Annotated in this window: 20 protein-coding genes and 1 riboswitch; of the genes, 16 read left to right on the top strand and 4 right to left on the bottom strand. The window is 67.6% G+C overall.

The window, feature by feature from the left end; translation table 11 throughout:
- Window positions 1-6 precede the first annotated feature (6 nt).
- From LFM09_RS47780 to LFM09_RS47760, 5 genes are all read left to right on the top strand, one after another.
- Entirely contained in the window at window positions 7-1,299 is a 1,293-nt protein-coding gene (locus LFM09_RS47780) for an SdrD B-like domain-containing protein (RefSeq protein WP_414103303.1), read from the top strand.
- A gap of 175 nt (window positions 1,300-1,474) precedes the next feature.
- Window positions 1,475-2,026, top strand: coding sequence for a MarR family winged helix-turn-helix transcriptional regulator (locus LFM09_RS47775; protein ID WP_414103302.1), 552 nt, complete (start codon window positions 1,475-1,477; stop codon window positions 2,024-2,026).
- A gap of 184 nt (window positions 2,027-2,210) precedes the next feature.
- Window positions 2,211-3,452: an LPXTG cell wall anchor domain-containing protein gene (locus LFM09_RS47770; protein ID WP_414103301.1), complete on the top strand. Its 1,242-nt coding sequence runs from the start codon at window positions 2,211-2,213 to the stop codon at window positions 3,450-3,452.
- 31 nt (window positions 3,453-3,483) lie between these two features.
- Window positions 3,484-4,743, top strand: coding sequence for a hypothetical protein (locus LFM09_RS47765; protein WP_414103300.1), 1,260 nt, complete (start codon window positions 3,484-3,486; stop codon window positions 4,741-4,743).
- A gap of 32 nt (window positions 4,744-4,775) precedes the next feature.
- Window positions 4,776-5,156 carry a phage holin family protein gene (locus LFM09_RS47760; RefSeq protein ID WP_414103299.1) on the top strand — a complete coding sequence of 127 codons (381 nt, stop codon included), beginning with the start codon at window positions 4,776-4,778 and terminating at the stop codon, window positions 5,154-5,156.
- Between the two features lie 54 nt (window positions 5,157-5,210).
- Here the strand turns inward: LFM09_RS47760 and LFM09_RS47755 are convergent, their stop codons facing one another.
- A complete protein-coding gene (locus LFM09_RS47755; RefSeq protein WP_414103298.1) occupies window positions 5,211-7,424 on the bottom strand; it encodes a (Fe-S)-binding protein in 2,214 nt (737 codons plus the stop codon).
- Between the two features lie 145 nt (window positions 7,425-7,569).
- On the opposite strand from LFM09_RS47755, the gene LFM09_RS47750 reads away from it, so the two are divergent.
- The 9 genes from LFM09_RS47750 (at window position 7,570) to LFM09_RS47710 (ending at window position 14,790) form a co-directional block, all read left to right on the top strand.
- Complete coding sequence (locus LFM09_RS47750) at window positions 7,570-7,893, top strand: DMT family transporter (RefSeq protein WP_414103323.1); 324 nt, start codon at window positions 7,570-7,572, stop codon at window positions 7,891-7,893.
- On the top strand, window positions 7,890-8,468 hold the full coding sequence (locus LFM09_RS47745; RefSeq protein ID WP_414103322.1) for a TetR/AcrR family transcriptional regulator: 579 nt from the start codon (window positions 7,890-7,892) through the stop codon (window positions 8,466-8,468). The genes LFM09_RS47750 and LFM09_RS47745 overlap by 4 nt, the downstream gene beginning before the upstream one ends.
- A 4-nt stretch (window positions 8,469-8,472) precedes the next feature.
- The gene (locus tag LFM09_RS47740) at window positions 8,473-9,027 is read left to right on the top strand and encodes a hypothetical protein (RefSeq protein ID WP_414103297.1); all 555 of its coding nucleotides are present in this window, start codon (window positions 8,473-8,475) and stop codon (window positions 9,025-9,027) included.
- An 81-nt stretch (window positions 9,028-9,108) separates the two neighbouring features.
- The gene (locus LFM09_RS47735; protein ID WP_414103296.1) at window positions 9,109-9,999 is read left to right on the top strand and encodes a DUF4097 family beta strand repeat-containing protein; all 891 of its coding nucleotides are present in this window, start codon (window positions 9,109-9,111) and stop codon (window positions 9,997-9,999) included.
- A gap of 187 nt (window positions 10,000-10,186) precedes the next feature.
- Window positions 10,187-12,052 (top strand): molecular chaperone DnaK, encoded by a 1,866-nt coding sequence (gene dnaK, locus LFM09_RS47730; RefSeq protein WP_414103295.1) that lies wholly within the window; start codon window positions 10,187-10,189, stop codon window positions 12,050-12,052.
- Window positions 12,049-12,681 carry a nucleotide exchange factor GrpE gene (gene grpE / locus LFM09_RS47725; protein ID WP_414103294.1) on the top strand — a complete coding sequence of 211 codons (633 nt, stop codon included), beginning with the start codon at window positions 12,049-12,051 and terminating at the stop codon, window positions 12,679-12,681. Before dnaK ends, grpE begins: the two co-directional genes overlap by 4 nt.
- A 17-nt stretch (window positions 12,682-12,698) precedes the next feature.
- A complete protein-coding gene (gene dnaJ, locus LFM09_RS47720) occupies window positions 12,699-13,859 on the top strand; it encodes a molecular chaperone DnaJ (protein WP_414103293.1) in 1,161 nt (386 codons plus the stop codon).
- A gap of 5 nt (window positions 13,860-13,864) precedes the next feature.
- Complete coding sequence (locus LFM09_RS47715) at window positions 13,865-14,293, top strand: heat shock protein transcriptional repressor HspR (protein ID WP_089919078.1); 429 nt, start codon at window positions 13,865-13,867, stop codon at window positions 14,291-14,293.
- Window positions 14,290-14,790, top strand: coding sequence for a hypothetical protein (locus tag LFM09_RS47710; protein WP_414103292.1), 501 nt, complete (start codon window positions 14,290-14,292; stop codon window positions 14,788-14,790). Before LFM09_RS47715 ends, LFM09_RS47710 begins: the two co-directional genes overlap by 4 nt.
- On the opposite strand, the gene LFM09_RS47705 is transcribed toward LFM09_RS47710, so the two are convergent.
- Window positions 14,775-15,659, bottom strand: coding sequence for an SDR family oxidoreductase (locus LFM09_RS47705; protein ID WP_414103291.1), 885 nt, complete (start codon window positions 15,657-15,659; stop codon window positions 14,775-14,777). The genes LFM09_RS47710 and LFM09_RS47705 overlap by 16 nt on opposite strands.
- Before the next feature lie 83 nt (window positions 15,660-15,742).
- On the opposite strand from LFM09_RS47705, the gene LFM09_RS47700 reads away from it, so the two are divergent.
- Window positions 15,743-16,318 carry a TetR/AcrR family transcriptional regulator gene (locus LFM09_RS47700; protein WP_414103290.1) on the top strand — a complete coding sequence of 192 codons (576 nt, stop codon included), beginning with the start codon at window positions 15,743-15,745 and terminating at the stop codon, window positions 16,316-16,318.
- Here the strand turns inward: LFM09_RS47700 and glyA are convergent.
- Window positions 16,301-17,518: a serine hydroxymethyltransferase gene (glyA, locus tag LFM09_RS47695; RefSeq protein ID WP_414103289.1), complete on the bottom strand. Its 1,218-nt coding sequence runs from the start codon at window positions 17,516-17,518 to the stop codon at window positions 16,301-16,303. The two genes, LFM09_RS47700 and glyA, sit on opposite strands and share 18 nt — an antisense overlap.
- A 13-nt stretch (window positions 17,519-17,531) precedes the next feature.
- Window positions 17,532-17,616, bottom strand: a riboswitch (ZMP/ZTP riboswitch).
- A 6-nt stretch (window positions 17,617-17,622) separates the two neighbouring features.
- On the bottom strand, window positions 17,623-18,726 hold the full coding sequence (locus LFM09_RS47690; RefSeq protein WP_414103288.1) for an FAD-binding oxidoreductase: 1,104 nt from the start codon (window positions 18,724-18,726) through the stop codon (window positions 17,623-17,625).
- 402 nt (window positions 18,727-19,128) lie between these two features.
- Between LFM09_RS47690 and LFM09_RS47685 the strand changes: the two genes are divergently transcribed.
- The gene (locus tag LFM09_RS47685) at window positions 19,129-19,668 is read left to right on the top strand and encodes a pyridoxamine 5'-phosphate oxidase family protein (RefSeq protein WP_414103287.1); all 540 of its coding nucleotides are present in this window, start codon (window positions 19,129-19,131) and stop codon (window positions 19,666-19,668) included.
- Window positions 19,669-19,793 lie beyond the last annotated feature (125 nt).

Below are 19,793 nucleotides of genomic sequence, written 5' to 3'. Positions count from 1 at the left end.
AGGAAAATGAGTTTCAAGATTCGTGCAACGGCCTTTGTCACCGCGACCGCGCTGGTCGCCGTACCGCTCGCGCTGTCCGGCACCGCGTTCGCACAGGACGAGCCGACCGGCTACATCGGCGGCACCGTGTTCAACGACTACAACGGTGACGGCGTCAAGCAGGACAACGAGCCGGGCATCAAGTCCGTCAACGTCATGGTCAAGTACCCGAGCGGCGAGACCCACCCGTCCGAGACCGACAACTACGGCAACTGGACCGTCAAGCGCACGCCGTACGGCGAGTACGAGGTCAGCTACGTCGACCCGAAGCTGGCCAACACCACGCCGTCCACGGTGAAGGCAGAGGTCAAAGAAGGCGACACTCCTGCGGTCAACTTCGGCGTCCGCGGCGGCTCGATCTGCGGTGTCGCGTGGGTCGATGCGAACGAGGACGGCAAGCGCCAGCCTGGTGAGGGTCCGCTGGCCGGTCGGAAGATGGCCGTGGACGGGCTCGACCACGCGGCGGTGGTGTCCGGTGCGGACGGCGTTTACTGCTTCGACAACGTGCCGGCGGGGAAGTACTCGCTGCGCTACTTGGGGCTGTCGGGCGATCCGAACATGCTCACCAAGCCGGGCGGCGACTCGAAGTTCAGCTGGCTCACCCGCACTTCCCAGTCGTTCATGGTCGGCAAGGGGGCGCAGGTCAAGGGCATCGACGCCGGTTTCCTCAAGTACCGGCCCGACCTGAAGGCCGTGCAGCTGATCATCGATCAGGGTGGCGTCACCGAGAACAACACCTTCAAGGTGGGCGACGTCATCGAGATCTACGGGTCGGTGATGGCCAACGGCAACTCGCCGCAGAACCTGACCGCCGAGATGACCCTGCCTGAGGGGCTGCGCATTGTCGACAGGGTCGGCGGCCTCGCCGTTCACAGCTTCGTCGAAGGGCAGCAGGTGAAGATGCAGCTCGGTCCCTGGAAGTCGCCTGGCGTGGTCGAGTTCCTGGGTGTGAGGGTCGTCGTCGAGAAGGAGTTCACCGGCGAGATCAAGTGGCACGCCGCCGAGCACACCGCTGGCCACGAGGGCCGCTTCCCGGACAGCAACCCGAGCGACAACGTGCTCACCCGCAAGATCAACGCGGTGGCTGCACCCGTCGAGCAGCCGGAGCAGAACCACGGTCCGGCGGTCGTCGAGGTCAAGAAGACGGCAGGCCTGGCCAACACCGGTGCCGACCCCGTCGCCGCCGGCGCGATCGGCCTGGGTGCGCTGACCCTCGGTGGCGTGGCCCTCTTCGCTGCTCGCCGGCGCAAGACCGCCTGATCGTTAAGCCATTCGAGTGACATTCGGCGAGCAGGGCAACATCCAACAGCCCTGCGGTGTCTTAAGGCTGGGATCTGCTCCGGGGGGACGCTGATCACCAGGGGGTAAGACGGAACGGCCCGCGTCCGGGAGAGACGCGGGCCGTTCTGCATGCGGGCGCAACTACCATCATGGGATGGGCAACCGTGGTGCTGACGACACCGATGCCGAGGTCGAGTCGTGGAGGGCCATGGTTCCGGCGATCGATCCGGTGGTCGAGGGCGTGGTCGACCGGGTCCACCAGATCAGCAAGTACCTCGACTTCCTCGCGACCGAGATCGCCGCGCCGCACGGGCTGAACCGCGCCGACTACGAGATCCTCGCCAGGCTCTTCTGGATCGGGCCGCCGCACAGGCTCACGCCCAAGCAGCTCGCGAACGGCACGCTGAGCCCCGCCACCACGATCACGAGCCGCCTCGACCGGCTGGAGAAGGCCGGTCTCGTGGTCCGTGAGCTCGACCCGAGCGACCGCCGCTCGTTGCCCGCGACGCTCACCGACGCCGGCCGCGCGATCTTCCTCGACATCGTCGCCGGCCAGGCACAACGCGAGAAGGAGCTGTTCACCGCGTTGCCCGGCGCTGACCTGGAGAACCTGCGCGACCTGCTGCGCCAGGTCATGGAGGTGCTGTCGGGCGAGCTGGGCCCCGCCCACCGCCGCACGAGGCTCGCACTCGACAGCAAGGACTAATTGCTACGAACTCGTACTATCCGATATCGTGCTAACTGCTGCACGAGAGGGAGGGGTGCGACATGGGTGGCTATCCGCTGTCGGAGTGACCGGCATCACGCAACGTCAGGCCCCCGGTGTTCCGATGTCCTAAGTGGAGTAATCGGAACCTGGGGGATCTGTGAAGAACGTCTTCGCTGTCACGATGACGGCTGCCATCGTCCTGACCGCGGTAGGCGTGCCCGCTGCCGCGCGTCCTGGGATGATCAACATCACCGGCCTGTTCTACCTCGACCGCAACGGGAACAACGCCTACGACGCCGGCGACAGCGTCCGTCCGTGGGGTCCCGGTGTCCGGATCACGAACCAGGACACCAAGCGGTCGTTCGACGTCGCGGTCGGCGCAGACGGCCGATACGGGATCTTCAACCTCACCAAGGGTCCGACGTACCTGGTCGAGAACCTGAACGTGCCCAACTACTCGACCACGAAACTGAGCTTCACCACGACCGAGACGGTGACCGACGGCGACTTCCCGCTGCAGGGCCACGTCGTCAAGGGCCTGTCGTTCGTCGACACCAACCGCGACGGCGTGAAGCAGGCCGACGAGAAGGTCGCCCCGCTTCCGTCGAAGGTCAGCGGCAAGGCGCTGGACGGCACGGCAGTCGACGTGGAAGCGACGCTCGACGAGAACGGCGAGTACTCCGTCGACCTGCCGGCCGGCGACTTCACTTTCACGGCGCCGGACATCGCGAGCGCCGGCCTCGTGCTGGCGGAGCCCAAGGCGGCCACCGACATCGACTGGGTCTCCGGCACGCGCAAGCTCACCCAGAACGCCGACAACCGCACGCAGCGGGTCGACGTGCGTTACTTCACGCCCAAGCCGGATGTCGCGGTGGACGACGCCGTGGTCACGCCGGCCAAGGACACCTACACCCTCGGCGAGCAGGTCGAGATCAAGGTGACGCTCTCGAACAAGGGTGATGTGCCGGTCGCGCCGTCGTTCGTCATGGCCAACTTCGGCGCGAAGCTGTTGAAGCACAGCGACAACGTCAAGCTGACCGACAAGTTCGACCTGCAGGTCAACGACAAGATCTTGCCGGGCAAGCAGGTCGACGTCGTGCTCAAGACCGAGCTGAACGACATCACGTTCACCGAGGTGTGGCCGGTCGCGCGCTTCACCTTCGGAAATCTGCAGGACGTCAACCGCAAGAACAACAGTGTGCGCAAGCCGATCAAGGTCGTCGACAAGACCGCTCCGACCTCGCCGTCGGAGACCACCGCGCCGCCGACCACCACCACGACCCAGCCGGCCGTGGCGCAGGCGGGCAACAAGTCCGGTCTCGCGAAGACGGGTGCCGCGCCGCTGGGCGCTTTGGCGCTGGGCGGCCTGCTGCTCGCAGCCGGGGCGGGGGCGCTCCTCGTGGCGCGCCGCCGCCGTTCCTGATGCACTGACGAACGTCTTGGGGGACGAACAAATGAAGAAGTTGTGTGCCGTCACGCTGACGGCGGCGATCGTGCTGCCCGCGGTGGGTGTTCCCGCCGCGGCGCAGGACGACAAGATCACCGTGGAGGGCCTCGTCTGGCTCGACCGCAACGGGGACAAGAAGCAGGACTCGTTCGAGTCGGTGCTCGGCAACTGGCGTGGCGTCAAGGTCGAGAAGGTCGGCACCGGCGAGGTCGTCGGCGAGTTCCCCACCGACGCCAACGGTCGGTACCGGGCCGAACTGCCCGTCGGCCAGTACGTCGTGACGGTGCTGACCAACGGTGAGTACTCGCCGACCACCCCGCTGAATCGCACCGTCGAGAGCACCGGCACTGCTGATTTCGGCATCAGGGGCGGCTCCGTCGCGGGCAGGTCCTTCCTCGACAAGAACAAGGACGGCGTCCGCCAGTCCGACGAGGAACTGCTGTCGCCGGGAACGCTGAACGGCAAGCAGATCCCGGTGTCCCGTGAGGACGGCCAGTTCAGCGTCGAGGACCTGCCGTACGGCAAGTACAAGTTCGTCGCGGCCGACTACACGAAGCGCGGCCTCGCACTGGTCGAGCCGAAGGGCACGGACCCGATCGACTGGGCCACCGGCACCCTCGAGTTCACCCTGGGCGAGCTCGAGGGACCGGGCCCGCTGGACGCCGTGTACTTCGAGCCCAAGGGTGACGGCGCGCTCGAAGGCACCACGATCAGCCCGGCGAAGGACACCTACGCGGTCGGCGAGCAGATCACCGTCAGGTTCCAGCTGCTCAACAAGGGCGACGTCCCCGGCAAGATGTCGGTCGTGGTGTTCGGCCTCGGCTCAGCGGACGCCAAGCTGATCTCGCTCAGCGACAACGTCACCGGCACGATGCAGGACTTCGAGACGGTCGCGAAGATCATGCCCGGTAAGTCGATCACGGTCGAGATGAAGCTCGAGCTCACCAGCACCGAGCTGACGGAGATCTCCCCGTTCGCCCGTCCGTTCATCGGCGGGTTCAAGGACGTCGACCACAAGAACCAGGGTCAGTCCTTCTACCGGAAGATCAAGGTCGTGGCGAAGGGCACCACGACCGAGCCGACCACGTCGCCGTCGGAGACGACCACGCCCACGGCCACCACGACCACGCCGGTCGTGGCCCAGGCGGGCAGCAAGTCCGGTCTCGCGTCGACGGGTGCTTCGCCGCTGGGTTTCCTGGCAATCGGATCACTGCTGCTCGCCGCTGGTCTGGGCGCGTTCTTCGTGGCACGCCGCCGACGTTCCTGACCACATAGGACCCGCCACGGTTAGTCTGCGGCATGGGCATCTTGGTGCATGTGCTGCTGACCGCCGTGGCGGTCTGGGCGTCGACCGCGCTCCCGGGCATCGACCTGGGCGAGGGCACCACCGGCACGAGAATCCTCACGCTGATCGGCGTCGCGGTGATCTTCGGCCTGGTGAACGCGGTCGTGAAGCCGCTGGTGAAGTTCTTCGGCTGCCTGTTCTACCTGCTCACGCTCGGCCTGATCGGGCTCGTGGTGAACGCGCTGCTGTTCATGCTCACCGGCTGGCTGGCCGAGCAGCTCGACCTGCCGTTCCGCGTCGACGGGTTCTGGCCCGCGTTCTGGGGCGCGATCATCGTCGCGCTGACCGGATGGGTGCTGAACGTGATCTACGACAAGGTCACCGACAAGGACTGACCCACCAACGAAAAAGGCCCTCGGTCCACGGACCGAGGGCCTTTCTCTCACCTCTTAAGCGTTCGCGTCCTCAGTGGCCGGTTGGCCCCGCTTCACGGACTCGAGCAGCATCTGCGCGACGTCCACGACCTCGACGTGCGCACCGGCCAGGCCGTCGGACTGACGCGCGGTCACCCCGTCGGTCAGCATCACGCGGCAGAACGGGCAGCCGGTCGCGATCTTCGACGGCGCGGTGGACAGGGCCTCGTCCACGCGGTCGACGTTGATGCGCTTGCCGATCCGCTCCTCCATCCACATGCGAGCGCCACCGGCACCGCAGCACATGGAGCGTTCCTCGTGCCGCGGCATCTCGCGCAGCTTCGCGCCCGACGCGCCGATGAGCTCACGCGGCGCCTCGTAGACCTTGTTGTGGCGCCCCAGGTAGCACGGGTCGTGGTAGGTGACGTCCTCGGTCACCGGCGCGACCGGCACCAGACGGCGTTCGCGCACCAGCTTGTTCAGCAGCTGCGTGTGGTGCACGACCTCGTAGGTGCCACCGACCTGCGGGTACTCGTTCGCCAGCGTGTTGAAGCAGTGCGCACAGGTGACGACGATCTTGCGCTGGCCGACCGGCCGGTCCTCGAAGACCGAGTTGAGGACCTCGACGTTCTGCTGCGCCAGCATCTGGAACAGGAACTCGTTGCCGGCGCGGCGGGCCGGGTCACCGGTGCAGGTCTCCTCCGGGCCGAGCACCGTGTACTTGACGCCCGCGGTGTGCAGCAGCTCGGCGACGGCACGCGTGGTCTTCTTCGCGCGGTCCTCGAACGCGCCGGCGCAACCGACCCAGAACAGGTACTCGGCGTCGCCCAGCTCGCCGTCGAACACCGGCACCTCGAACTCCAGGCCCTCGGTCCACGCGAGGCGGTCCTTGGCGTTCTGGCCCCAGGGGTTGCCCTTGTTCTCCAGGTTCTTGAACATGCCGCCGAGCTCGGTCGGGAAGTTCGACTCGATCAGCACCTGGTAGCGGCGCATGTCGACGATGTGGTCGACGTGCTCGATGTCCACCGGGCACTGCTCGACACACGCGCCGCAGGTCGTGCAGGACCACAGCACCTCGGGGTCGATGACGCCGAGCTCGTCCGGGCCGCCGACCAGCGGGCGCTCGGACTCGGCCATCGCCAGCACGTCGATGGACTCGAGGCGCTTCTTGTAGTCCTCGTACTTGTCCTCGACCAGACCGACCTCGTCGCCCGCCATGTCGCGCGAGCCGCCGGCCAGCAGGTACGGCGCCTTCGCGTACATGTGGTCGCGCAGCTGCGTGATGACCAGCTTGGGGGACAACGGCTTGCCGGTGTTCCAGGCGGGGCACTGCGACTGGCAGCGGCCGCACTCGGTGCAGGTGGAGAAGTCGAGAACGCCCTTCCAGGTGAAGTCCTCGACCTTGCCGACGCCGAACACGTCCTTGTCCGGGTCGGCCTCCTCCAGGTCCAGGACCTTGCCGCCGGACATCATCGGCTTCAACGCGCCCAGCGCCACGCCGCCGTCGGCCTCGCGCTTGAAGTAGATGTTGAAGAACGCCGAGAACCGGTGCCAGGCAACGCCCATCGTCAGGTTCCGGCCGACCACGATCAGCCAGATCATGCCGGACAGCAGCTTGATCAGCGCCATGATCGACACCCAGATCGCCGCGGACGGCAGGAGCTGGGCCAGCGGCTGCGTCACGAACGACGTCCACAGCGGCGCGACCTCCAGGCCGCTCGACTGCTTGAACGCCTTCACGCCGAGGATGCCGAGACCCTCGATGATCACGACCGCCTCGACGAAGTAGGCGGACTTGAAGTCCGAGCCCTGGAAGCGGGAGATCCGGTCGGCGCGGCGCGGGTGGTTGACCTGGCGGATGATCGCCAGCGCCACACCACCGACGACGGTGCCGAGACCCAGCAGCTCGACCAGCAGCAGCCAGACGGACCACGTGCCGATGATCGGCCAGTGGAAGTGCGGGTCGAACACCTCGCCGTACGCCTCGAACAGCACTGCGGAGCCGATGAGGAAGCCCCACATCACCATCCAGTGCCACGGGGCGACCGAGCGGAACTTGGCCATCCTGGTGTGCGCCACGAACTCGACGATCAGCGTCTTCAACCGCGCCCAGAACGGGCCGTTGCGGGTGGAGTCCGGCTGCCCGAGCCGAATGATCTTGATCATCTTCAGCACGGCGGCGACGAACACGCCCCAGGCGACGACGCTCACCGCTACCGCGACGAGTCCGAGAACCAGCTGGAGGGTCATGGCGGGAGTCTAGGCCACGTTACTGATCAGTAACCACTTGGACGTGGCCGGTGTCTCCTCACGTACCGGTAAAGAAGCCGGACTTCGACCCAAAACTTGTGGAACAATCGTTCAGGTAGTTCTGCTGAGCGCCTTGGGGGTCACCGTGTTGTACCTGTTCCTCGCTGCGGCGATCATGGGAGAGATCGCCGCCACCGTGTCGTTGAAGCTGTCCGAGGGCTTCTCGAAACCGTGGCCGTCGGTCGTGGTCGTCGTCGGATATGCGATCGCCTTCACAGCTCTTTCGCGCGCGTTGAAGTTGGGTATGCCCGTGGGCGTCGCCTACGCCGTGTGGTCCGCCATCGGCGTTGCAGCCGTGGCGTTGATCGGCTGGAAGTTCCTGGGCGAGACCCTGAATCCCACGATGGTCATCGGGTTGGCTTTGATCATCGGAGGCGTGGTGACGCTCGAACTCGGGAGGACGCACTGACCGCACCAGCGATAGACGGCAGGAAGGCGCGCGGCGAGAAGAAGCGCCGTGCCATCGTCGAGGCCACTCTGAGAGTGATCGAACGCGATGGCGTCGCCGGCGTGACGCATCGCAGCGTGGCGCGCGAAGCCGGGGTGCCGACGACAGCCTCCACCTACTACTTCGCGACGCTCGACGACCTGTTGATCGCCACGTTGCTGTGGGCGGCCGACGAGTCGTGCGAAGAGATGCTGCAGATCGTCGCGCGCCACGGCAGTGCGCGTGAGATCGCGGCCGCGTTGGCGAAGTCGGTCAACGAGAACCGCGGCCGCACGCTCGCGGAGTACGAGCTGTACCTGCTGGCCGGCCGGCGCCCGGAGCTGAAGGCCGCCGCCCGCCGGTGGCTCGACCTCGCGGTGGAGACGGTGCGGCCGCAGGACCCGATCGCGTTCCGGGCGCTCCTCGCCGCGATGGACGGGATGCTGATCCAAGGCCTGATAGCCGATGTTGCTCCGAACGGGGACGACCTGGAGCCAATCGTGTCCTTCTTGATCCGCGGTCGCGACGATTCCACCGCGCCGGCAAGGGAACAATGAGGCTATGAAGTTCGCGCGAGAGGTGTCCGGCATCAGCCACGGGGTGAGCCTCGGGCTGCTCGCCGCGCTCTACGTGCGCGACACGCTGGCGTTGTCGGTCGATGTCGAGCCGCACGTGCCGGGCCTGGACCCGCCGCTGCCGGTGCAGGTGCCGGCGGGGGTCGACCGCGCGGCCGTCACCCGCGAGTGGTCTGGCTGGTGGGCCGACGCGCTGGAGGCGTGCACGCGGGGCACCGAGCCCGCGGTCCCCGAGGACGCCGAGGCGTTGCTGACCCGGCCCGCCTGTCGTGCCGCGGTGCTGGCGCTGAAGCCGGGCATCGAAGGGCTGCACCGGGTGCAGAGCCCGGTGGCGTTGCCGATCGGCGACGTCCTGCGCGGCATCGAGTCGCGGATCGGGCGGTGGGCGCAGAGCGTGGAGCTGCACATCGCCGAACTGCCGGTGGAGGGCATGCTGTGGGAGCGGATCGCGCCCGCGCACGTCCTGGCCTCGACGCGGTTCCTGAACGACCCCGCGCGCACCGCGCCGGCCCTGCGCGCTGTCCTCGAAGATCTCGTCTGAGGCGGGGTAGGGACAACCCCACCCCGCCTCCGGGGGCTCACTGCCGTGTAGCTGAGTCCCGCCACCTCTAGTTTTGTGCCCATGATGAGGACAGCGCTGGTGGCGTTGCTGGTGGGGACGGTGCTCACGGCCTGTGGCATCCGCATCGTGAAGTACGAGTTCGCCGACGACCACGTCGTCGCGGACAAGTTCACGTCGGTGCGGGTGCGCGCCGGCTCGGGGGACGTGGCGATCCGCTTCGTGGAGGGGATCGGCGAGACGAAGATCCACCGCAGGGTGGAGCACGCCAAGGACAACAGGCCGTCCGGTGTCGCGCACCGCATCGAGGGCAGCGCACTGGTGCTGGACGACTGCGGCAACAACTGCTCGATCAACTACGAGATCCAGGTGCCGTCCAAGGAGATCAAGATCGAGGCGCTCGACGGCGGGTCGGGGGACGCCGTGTTCGAAGGCCTCGCCGCGATCGACTACAAGATCGGCTCCGGCAACTTCAAGGCTTACAGCATCGCGGGCAACGTCCAGGTCAGCAGCGGTTCCGGCGACGTCGACGTCCGCGACATCGGCGGTGACGTCAAGGCCGGCACCGGTTCCGGCAGGTTCGAGGCCTTCCGGGTCAAGGGCAGCGTCACCGCGGACCTGGGCTCCGGCGACATCTTCCTCGACCAGTTGTCGGGCAAGGTGCTGGTCACCACCGGTTCGGGCAACATCGACGGCAGGTCGATCGACAACGACGTGACCGCCAACGCCGACTCCGGCAACGTCGAACTGACCTTCGTCTCGGCGCGCACCGCTCGCGTCGACAGCGGCTCCGGCGACATCACCGTGCGCGTGCCGAACACCTCGGGCCCGTACAAGGTCACCGGCGAGTCCGGCAGCGGTGACCGCAAGATCGACGTGCCGACCGACCCGGCGGCCAGGCACGAGCTCAAGCTGGACGCCGGCTCGGGCAACGTGAAGGTGCTGGGCGTCTGAGCCGTTCCACGGGGGAATGTGCCGAGGACCACTCCACAAGGGGTGGTCCTCGGTGCGTTGTGAGGGAACAACCAGACCTTCATGGCCGTTGGGTCAGGCAGAAGACTTGAGTCGGGTAGGCTCAACGTTGAGCAGATGGCAAACTTGAGTCAGCAACGCTCAACAAGTACTAGCGGAAGGAACTCCAATGGCGCGTGCAGTCGGCATCGACCTCGGGACGACCAACTCGGTCGTCGCCGTCCTCGAAGGCGGTGAGCCGACGGTCATCGCCAACTCGGAGGGCTCCAGGACGACCCCGTCCATCGTCGCGTTCGCGAAGAACGGCGAGGTCCTCGTGGGTCAGCCCGCGAAGAACCAGGCCGTCACGAACGTCGACCGCACCATCCGCTCGGTGAAGCGGCACATCGGCACCAACTGGAAGACCGATGAGATCGACGGCAAGCAGTACACCTCGCAGGAGATCAGCGCGCGCGTGCTGATGAAGCTCAAGCGCGACGCCGAGGCGTACCTGGGCGAGGAGATCACCGACGCCGTCATCACCGTCCCGGCGTACTTCGAGGACGCGCAGCGCCAGGCCACCAAGGAGGCCGGCCAGATCGCGGGCCTCAACGTGCTCCGCATCGTCAACGAGCCCACCTCCGCCGCGCTGGCCTACGGCCTCGACAAGGGCGAGAAGGAGCAGACCATCCTGGTCTTCGACCTCGGTGGCGGCACGTTCGACGTCTCGCTGCTCGAGCTCGGCGACGGTGTCGTCGAGGTCCGCGCGACCTCCGGTGACAACCACCTCGGTGGTGACGACTGGGACCAGCGCGTCGTCGACTGGCTGGTCGAGCGCTTCAAGCAGGCCAACGGCATCGACCTGACCAAGGACAAGATGGCCCTGCAGCGCATCCGTGAGGCTGCGGAGAAGGCCAAGATCGAGCTGTCCAGCTCGTCCACGGCGTCGATCAACCTGCCGTACATCACCGTCGACGCGGACAAGAACCCGCTGTTCCTCGACGAGACGCTGTCGCGAGCCGAGTTCCAGCGCATCACGTCCGACCTGCTCGACCGCACCCGCGCGCCGTTCAACAACGTGATCAAGGACGCCGGCATCTCCGTCGGCGACATCGACCACGTCGTGCTCGTCGGTGGCTCGACCCGCATGCCCGCCGTCGCGGAGCTCGTCAAGGAGCTGACCGGCGGCCGCGAGCCCAACAAGGGCGTGAACCCGGACGAGGTCGTCGCCGTCGGCGCCGCCCTGCAGGCCGGTGTCCTCAAGGGTGAGGTCAAGGACGTCCTGCTGCTCGACGTCACCCCGCTGTCCCTCGGCATCGAGACCAAGGGCGGCATCATGACCAAGCTGATCGAGCGCAACACCACGATCCCGACCAAGCGCTCCGAGACCTTCACGACGGCCGACGACAACCAGCCGTCCGTGCAGATCCAGGTGTTCCAGGGCGAGCGCGAGATCGCGGCGCACAACAAGAAGCTCGGCATGTTCGAGCTGACCGGCCTGCCCCCGGCCCCGCGCGGCGTGCCGCAGATCGAGGTCACCTTCGACATCGACGCGAACGGCATCGTCCACGTCTTCGCGAAGGACCTGGGCACCGGCAAGGAGCAGTCGATGACGATCACCGGTGGCTCCGCGCTGCCGAAGGACGACATCGACCGCATGGTCAAGGACGCCGAGGCGCACGCCGAGGAGGACAAGCGCCGCCGCGAGGAGGCCGAGGTCCGCAACCAGGCCGAGACGCTGGTCTACCAGACGGAGAAGGTCGTCAAGGAGAACGACGACAAGCTCCCGGCCGACATCAAGGAGAAGGTCAACACCGCGATCGCCGAGGCGAACGAGGCGCTCAAGGGCACCGACATCAACGCCATCAAGACGGCGGTCGAGAAGCTCGCGACCGAGTCCCAGGCCATCGGCCAGGCGATCTACGCCAACGCGCCGGGTGCCGCCGGTGCCGAGGCCCCTGGTGCTGACGCGCCGGGTGCCGCCGGTGCGGGCGCCAAGGCCGGCCAGGACGACGTCGTCGACGCCGAGATCGTGGACGAGGACGAGAAGAAGTGACCGAGCCGAGGCACGCCGCCCCTGACGAGGAGCAGCCTCAGGTCGTCGTGACCGACCGGCGCCGGATCGACCCGGAAACGGGTGAGGTCCGGACGCCGGCCCACGCCGCCGAGGAAGGCGCTGCTCCGGCTTCTGACGAGCCCCTGGTCGCCGAGGTCGTGGACGAGGTGGCCGCCGAGCTGAAGACCCAGCTCGACGAGCGCACCGCCGACCTGCAGCGGCTCACCGCCGAGTACGCGAACTACCGCAAGCGGGTGGAACGCGACCGCGAGGCAGTGATCAACAACGCGAAGGCGTCCGTGGCGAGCGAGCTGCTGCCGCTGCTGGACGACATCGAGCGGGCCGCCGCGCACGGCGACCTGACCGGTGCGTTCAAGGCCGTGGCGGACAAGCTCGTCTCCACGCTCGCGAAGACCGGCCTGGAGCCGTTCGCGCACGAGGGCGAGGCGTTCGACCCGTCGGTGCACGAGGCCGTGCAGCACAGCACGTCCCCGGACGTCGACGGCCCGACCGTCACCGCAGTCCTGCGCCGCGGCTACAGGTTCGGAGACAAGCTGGTCCGGCCCGCGCTCGTCGCGGTGACGGACCACGAGCCGGCACCCAGTGCCGCGCCGGCCGAAGAGATTTAGGGAGGAGGAGACGTCCGGTGAGTGCTAGGGACTGGATCGAGAAGGACTTCTACCGCGAGCTGGGCGTCTCCTCCGACGCGTCGGCGGACGAGATCAAGAAGTCGTACCGCAAGCTCGCCCGCGAGCTGCACCCCGACGCGAACCCCGGTGACGCCAAGGCCGAGGCCCGCTTCAAGGCGGTCTCCGAGGCGTACGGCGTGCTGTCCGACCCGGCCAAGCGCAAGCAGTACGACGAGGCCCGGCGCCTGTTCGCGGGCGGAGGTGGCTTCCCCGGCGGTTTTGGCGGCGGTGGCGGCTTCGACGTGAACGACCTGTTCGGCCGCGCGGCCCAGGGCACGGGCGGTGGCGGTCTGGGCGACCTGCTCGGCGGGCTGTTCAACCGCCGCGGTGGCGGTGGCGCGGCTTCGGCCACGCGTCCGCGCCGCGGTGAGGACGTCGAGACCGACGTCCGCATCGACTTCACCGAGGCCGTGAAGGGTGCGACGGTGCCGCTGCGCCTGTCGTCCCCCGCGGCTTGTACGACGTGCAACGGTTCCGGTGCCAAGCCGGGCACCACCCCGCACGTCTGCGCCACCTGTTCGGGTTCGGGTCTGGTGACTCGCTCGCAGGGCGCGTTCGCGTTCAGCGAGCCGTGCCGCGACTGCCGCGGGACGGGCCGGATCATCGACGACCCGTGCCCCGAGTGCGGTGGCGACGGCGTCAGCACCCGGACCCGCACGCTCACCGTGCGGATTCCGTCCGGGGTCGACGACGGGCAGCGGATTCGCCTTGCGGGACAGGGCGAACCGGGTCGCAACGGCGGCCCGACCGGTGACCTGTTCGTGCGGGTGCACGTCAACCCGCACAGCGTGTTCGGCCGTCAGGGCAACGACCTGACGCTGACCGCGCCGATGACGTTCTCCGAGCTGGCGCTCGGAACCACGTTGACCGTGCCGACGCTGGACGGCAAGGTGACCTTGAAGGTGCCTGCGGGAACCGCCTCCGGGCGAGTGCTGCGGGCTCGGGGCAAGGGGATCACGAAGCGGGACGGGACCGCGGGTGATCTCCTGATCACCCTGGAGGTCGCGGTGCCGAACAACCTGTCGTCCGAGGCCCGCAAGGCCCTGGAGGCGTACGCCGACGTGACCAAGGATCATGATCCGCGTGGTGATCTGAACGCACTTCTTGAAGGGCGGTGAGTTCGGTGGGTTTTCCGTTCCCTCCCGGGACCGATGAGGACACGCCGTTCTTCGTGATCTCGGTGGCGGCCCAGCTGTCGGGTCTGCACGCCCAGACCCTGCGGTCCTACGACCGGATGGGCCTGGTCTCGCCGGGCCGCACGTCCGGTGGCGGCCGCCGCTACTCGATGCGCGACATCGTGCTGCTGCGCGAGGTTCAGCGCCTCTCGCAGGACGAGGGCGTGAACCTCGCCGGCATCAAGCGGATCATCGACCTGGAGAACCAGGTCGACGCGCTGCGGTCGCGGGTGGCCGAGCTCCAGCAGGAGCTCGCCCAGGCGTTGGCGGCGGCCGATTCCACGGCCGCCGCCGTGCACGCCTCCTACCGGCGCGACCTCGTGCCGATCCGGCAGGAGACCGCGCTCGTCGTGTGGAAGCCGAAGCCCCGCAAGTGATCGAGCGTCTGTACCAGGTCTTCGCGACGCCGCGTCCCAGCGTGGTCGACTTCTGCGACCACTGCGTCAAACCGGAGGACGTGGCGCCGTTCACCACGGTTCCGTTGCGCCAGTTGACTTCCGACCAGGTCGAGAAGTTCTGGTTGAAGTCGGGGACGATCGGCGACGAAACCTTCGTGCGATACCTGATTCCGCGGGTGCTGGACCTGATCGCAGCCGGTGAGCTCGACCCGGACTTCTTCTGGCTGCGCCTGGTGTCCGAGGCCTACGCCAACGGCGACCCGCGCGAGCAGTCGGCCGTTCGCGGCTACTTCATGGCGACGCCGATCGCGTTGGCCGGCCTCGTGCGCGAGGGGCCCGCTGATGGTCCGTTGGCCTCATGGATGCGTGGCCCGGAAGCCCTTGCCGCGCTTGAAGAAGCTGCGCTCACCGGACCTGATCCCGGAGGTGTGCTCTCCGAGGCTCACCAGGAGCTCGAAGCTCAGCTCTCGAAGTAGAACCCGGACTCCAGGTCTTCCAGGAGCGTCGGTTCCTCCGGTTCCCAGCCCAGCAAGGACTTCGTGCGCGCACCGGACGTCGGTGCGTCGCGCGTGACCATGTTCGCGAGCGGCCCGAAGTGCTCGTCCGGAACACTGCGCACCGGTACGTTCAGCTGCCGCCCGATGGCCTCGGCGATCACCTTCAACGGCACCGTTTCCTCGGCCACCGCGTGCAGCACCGAGCCTGCAGGCGCCTTCTCCACGGCCAGGCGGTAGAGGCGGGCCGCGTCCAGCGTGTGCGTGGCAGACCACCGGTTCGTGCCGTCGCCCGGGTAGCCGGAAACGCCTGTGGTGCGGGCGATCCTGACAAGCAACGGGATGAAGCCGGCCGTGTCCAGTTCACTGTGGACGGTCGGTGGCAGCACGACGACGGCGCCTCGCACGTCCTCCGCGTCGATGATCAGATTGCGGGCGGTGCCCCGGCTGTGATCGTCCGGGACGCGTTCGTCCTCGGTGGCGGTGCGGCCCAGCCCGGAGTACGAGAGGGTGCCGCCGGTGCCGATCAGCGCCTTGCCGGTACCTGCCAACTCGTCGAGGAACGTCCGGACGACCGCGATGTCGGCGGCCGACGCACCGGCGTAGTCGCCCGCGAACATCTCCTCGTGCTTGAACGCCAGGTGGATCACCGCGTCGGCTGCTGAGGCCCCTTTCCGCAACCCGTCCAGATCGTCGAGGTCACCACGCTGGACTGTCGCCCCCCGATCGATGAGCTTCTCCGCTGACGCGTCCGACCGGGCCAGTCCGACGACCTGGTGACCCGCCCGCAGCAGTTCCGGGACCAGTGCCGAACCGACGTGGCCGCTGGCACCCGTGACGAAGACCTTCATGGCACTTCCTTCAAGTGATGGGACTTGGTCTCATCAACCGTAGCAGAATGATGGGACTAAGTCGCATCACTTAGGATGGGGGCATGGGTCGATGGGAGCCGGACGCACGGGAGCGGTTGGTGCGTGCCGCGCTCGACCTGTTCAGCGAGCAGGGGTACGAGAACACCGCGGTCGCACAGATCGCCGAACGTGCGGGCCTCACGAAGAGCACGTTCTTCCGGCACTTCCGCGACAAGCGCGAGGTGCTGTTCGGTGGCCAGGACGTGCTGGCCGAGCTGATGACCTCGGCGATCGCCGACGCCGCTACCGACGCGGGGCCGCTGGAAGCCGTCGAGGCGGCGCTGGTGGCGACCGCCGTGACGTTCACCGACGAGCGGCTTGCGCACGGGCCGCAACGGCTGATGGTGATCGCGGGCAACGACGAGCTGCGCGAGCGTGCCGCGTTGAAGATGGTCGGGTTCGCCGCCGCGATGACGGACGCGCTGAAGAAGCGCGGTGTTGCGGAGCTGGAGGCAGCCGTGGCCGCGGAGCTCGGCGTGCTGGCGTTCGACCGCGGTTACGAGCGCTGGCTGGAGACCGGCGGGGACTTCGCGGAAGTCGCCCGCCGGACCCTCAGCGACGTGCGTGCGGCCGTTGCCGGACTAGAGGGTGCTGAGTAGTTCCTCGACCTCGGCAGCGATGCGGTCGAGCGCCTGGTCGTTGTCGTGCGCGGTGATCGCCCGGTCGATCCAGTCCGCGATCAACGGCATCTGCTCCGGCTTCAGTCCGCGCGTGGTGACGCCGGGCGTGCCCAGCCGGATGCCGGACGGGTCGAACGGCTTGCGGGTGTCGTAGGGAACGGCGTTGTAGTTCAGCTCGATGCCGGCCCGGTCCAGCGCGTGCGCCGCCGGCTTGCCGCCGATCTGCTTCGACGTCAGGTCGACCAGGATCAGGTGGTTGTCGGTGCCGCCCGAGACCAGGTCGAACCCGCGGTCCAGCAACGCGTCCGCCAGGGCTTTGGCGTTCGCGACGATCGTGTGGGCGTATTCGCGGAACTCCGGCTGTGAGGCTTCCTTGAGCGCCACGGCGATCGCGGCGGTCGTGTGGTCGTGCGGGCCGCCCTGCAGACCGGGGAACACGGCGCGGTCGATCGCCTTCGCGTGCTCGGCATCGCACATGATCATCGCGCCGCGCGGGCCCCGCAACGTCTTGTGCGTGGTCGTGGTGATCACCGACGCGTGCCCGACCGGCGACGGGTGGGCGCCACCCGCGACGAGGCCGGCGATGTGCGCGATGTCGGCGACCAGGACCGCGTCGATCTCCTTCGCGATCTCGGCGAACGCCGGGAAGTCGATCGTGCGCGGGATCGCCGTGCCGCCGCAGAAGATCACCTTCGGGCGTTCGGCGAGGGCCAGGGAGCGGACCTCGTCCATGTCGACGACGCCGGTGTCCTTGCGGACGTCGTACTGGACCGCGTGGAACCACTTTCCGGTGGCGGACACGCTCCAGCCGTGGGTCAGGTGGCCGCCCATCGGCAGCGACATGCCCATCACGGTGTCGCCGGGCTGCAGGAACGCGAGGTACACGGCGAGGTTCGCCGGCGCGCCCGAGAGCGGCTGGACGTTCGCGTGGTCGACGCCGAACAGGGCCTTGGCGCGGTCGATGGCGAGCTGTTCGACCTGGTCGATGATCTGCTGGCCCTCGTAGTACCTCTTGCCGGGGTAGCCCTCGGAGTACTTGTTCGTCAGCACCGAGCCTGTTGCTTCAAGCACGGCGGCCGACACGTCGTTCTCGGAGGCGATCATGCGCAGCTTGCGGGACTGGCGCACGGACTCGGCTTCGATCAGGGCGGCGATCTCGGGATCAACGTTAGAGAGCACGGTGCATCTCCGTGCCGGGCACCCAGGCGTTCGGTGCGCTCGGCCGTCGCTTCCCGGTGGTCAGTTCCACCCTCGGCACGCCAGTCGCTTGAGACGTGCCGAGCTTAGTCCAGCGTGAACGGGTCGTACTTGATTCGGTCGAGTGGAGTTCCTGCCACGAGCATGCGGGACACGGTCGACCTGATCATGGCGGGGCTGCCGCAGACCAGGACGTCGCGTTCCTCCCACGCGCCGTAGCGGGTGACCACGTCGGCCAGGGTGCCCTGCTCGACGCCGCGGACCCCGGGGTCCGACTCCAGCACCGGCACGACCGTGAGCCACGGGTTCGTGGTCGCGATGCGCTGCAGGTTGTCCAGGTCGTAGAGGTCCTCGCGGGTCCGGCCGCCGTAGAACAGGTGCACGCGGGGGTTGTCGCCCCACTGCGCCATCTCGTCGATGATCGCGTGCATCGGCGCCACGCCCGTGCCACCGGCGACCATCAGGATGTCCGAGCCGGCCGTGCGGTCGACCTGAAGACGTCCCATCGGCGGTCCGATGCGCCAGGTGTCACCGGCCTGCGTGTGGCCGACCACCGAGCGCGACACCCAGCCGCCGTCGACGGACCGGATGTGGAACTCGATGACGCCGTCCTCGCGCGGGGCGTTCGCCGGCGAGTAGTACCGCCACAGGCGCTTGCGCTGCGGCGTCTCCACGCTGACGTACTGCCCGGCCCGGTAGTTGACCGGGTGGTCGGGCTGCAGCCGCACGACGGCCAGGTCCCACGACACGCGCTGGTGCTCCAGCACGGTGGCGTGCCAGTACGCGGGGCCGTTGTCGGCGTCCGCGGCCTCCTGCATGGCCCGCGCCATCAGCGTGTACGCCTCGGCCCAGGCCATCTCGACCTTGGGGGTCCAGGCGGCACCGGCGAACTTCTTCACCGCGGACAGCAGTGCCGTCCCGACCGCCTCGTAGTGGACGTTGATGACACCGAACTTGCGGTGGTCACGGCCCAGCTGGCGGAGGAACGGGATGAGGTCGTCCGGGCGGTCGACCATCTGCACCACGTGCACGAGGGCCCGCAGCAGGCGGCTGCGTTGGACCTCCATGTTCGCGGGGAACATCTCGCGTGTGGCAGGCGAGAGCGAGAAGAGCATGCCGTAGAAGAACTTCGCCACTTCTTCGGCGTGCGGCTCCACCACCGCGAAGCTCTCCCGGATCATCCGCACCATCGCGGTGACACCAGGCGGGGGTTCTCGGTGGGGCGGGGTAGGGATGGGGCTCAGCACAGCGTTCGCAGTCATGGTCCGCGCGCAGTCTCCACGTTCTCATTGGCGCCAGCAAGGTGCTGTCGTCCTCGTTCAAGGCGCTGTCGTCCTCGTCAAGCATCCGTCCCCCGACAGGGTGGACAGTAACCCCTGATCGGTGAGTTTGACTCCTTGATGCCACCTTCGAGCGAAGCCTGATTACTCTACGTGAGTTGTTGTTACCGCAACAGTGTGAATGTGAGGGGTCGTCTGTACCGGGTTGCGCGCTTGCGTGCTTGGGTTGGGCGCGTGTCCCTGCCTGAAACCACCTCACCCGACCGTGTTGAACGTCCTGGCTCACGAGGTGAGCACTTCCTCCAATGTGCCTTGGAGACCTCTGAGCGCGCCAGTCGCTTCTACGACGACCAGGTGCTGGATCACCTCAACCCCGTGATGGCCGAGTTCGTGGGCCGGATGGAGATGGCCTTCATCTCGACCTCTGATGCCGACGGGGAGTGCGACTCCTCGCTGCGGGCCGGGCCGGCCGGGTTCATCCGGGTGGTCGACTCGCGGACTGTGGCGTATCCCGAGTACCGGGGGAACGGGGTCATGGCCTCGCTCGGGAACATCATGGAGAACCCGCACGTCGGGATGTTGATGGTCGACTTCACCGATGACCTGATCGGGCTGCATGTGAACGGGCGGGCTCGGATTGCTCCTCGGGAGGAGATCGCTACCGAGGATCGGAAGGTTGAGCGGTGGGTTGTGGTGGAGGTTGAGGAGGCCTACATCCACTGCCGGAAGCACATCCCTCGGATGATCCCCGTTGACCGGATTCGGGACTGGGGGACTGATGATGTCAAGCGGAAGGGTGGAGACTTCTTCGGCGTTAAGGCTGGTAAGACGGCTGACGCGCCGGTTGAGTAGGTCGTCGCCCGGTTGTGTCGGCGGGTGCCGGTTGTGAGTCCGTAGGTGGTCCCGTTGCGGGCGGATGTCCCGTTGCTTCTGGGGCGCCGCCCCGGACCCCGCCAATCTGATCAAAGACCGGCCAG

Origin of the sequence: Lentzea alba (assembly GCF_047445655.1) — a bacterium.
Taxonomy (GTDB): domain Bacteria; phylum Actinomycetota; class Actinomycetes; order Mycobacteriales; family Pseudonocardiaceae; genus Lentzea; species Lentzea alba_A.
The sequence above is the reverse complement of the archived record's forward strand: the minus strand, read 5'-3'. Positions and strand labels throughout refer to the sequence as shown.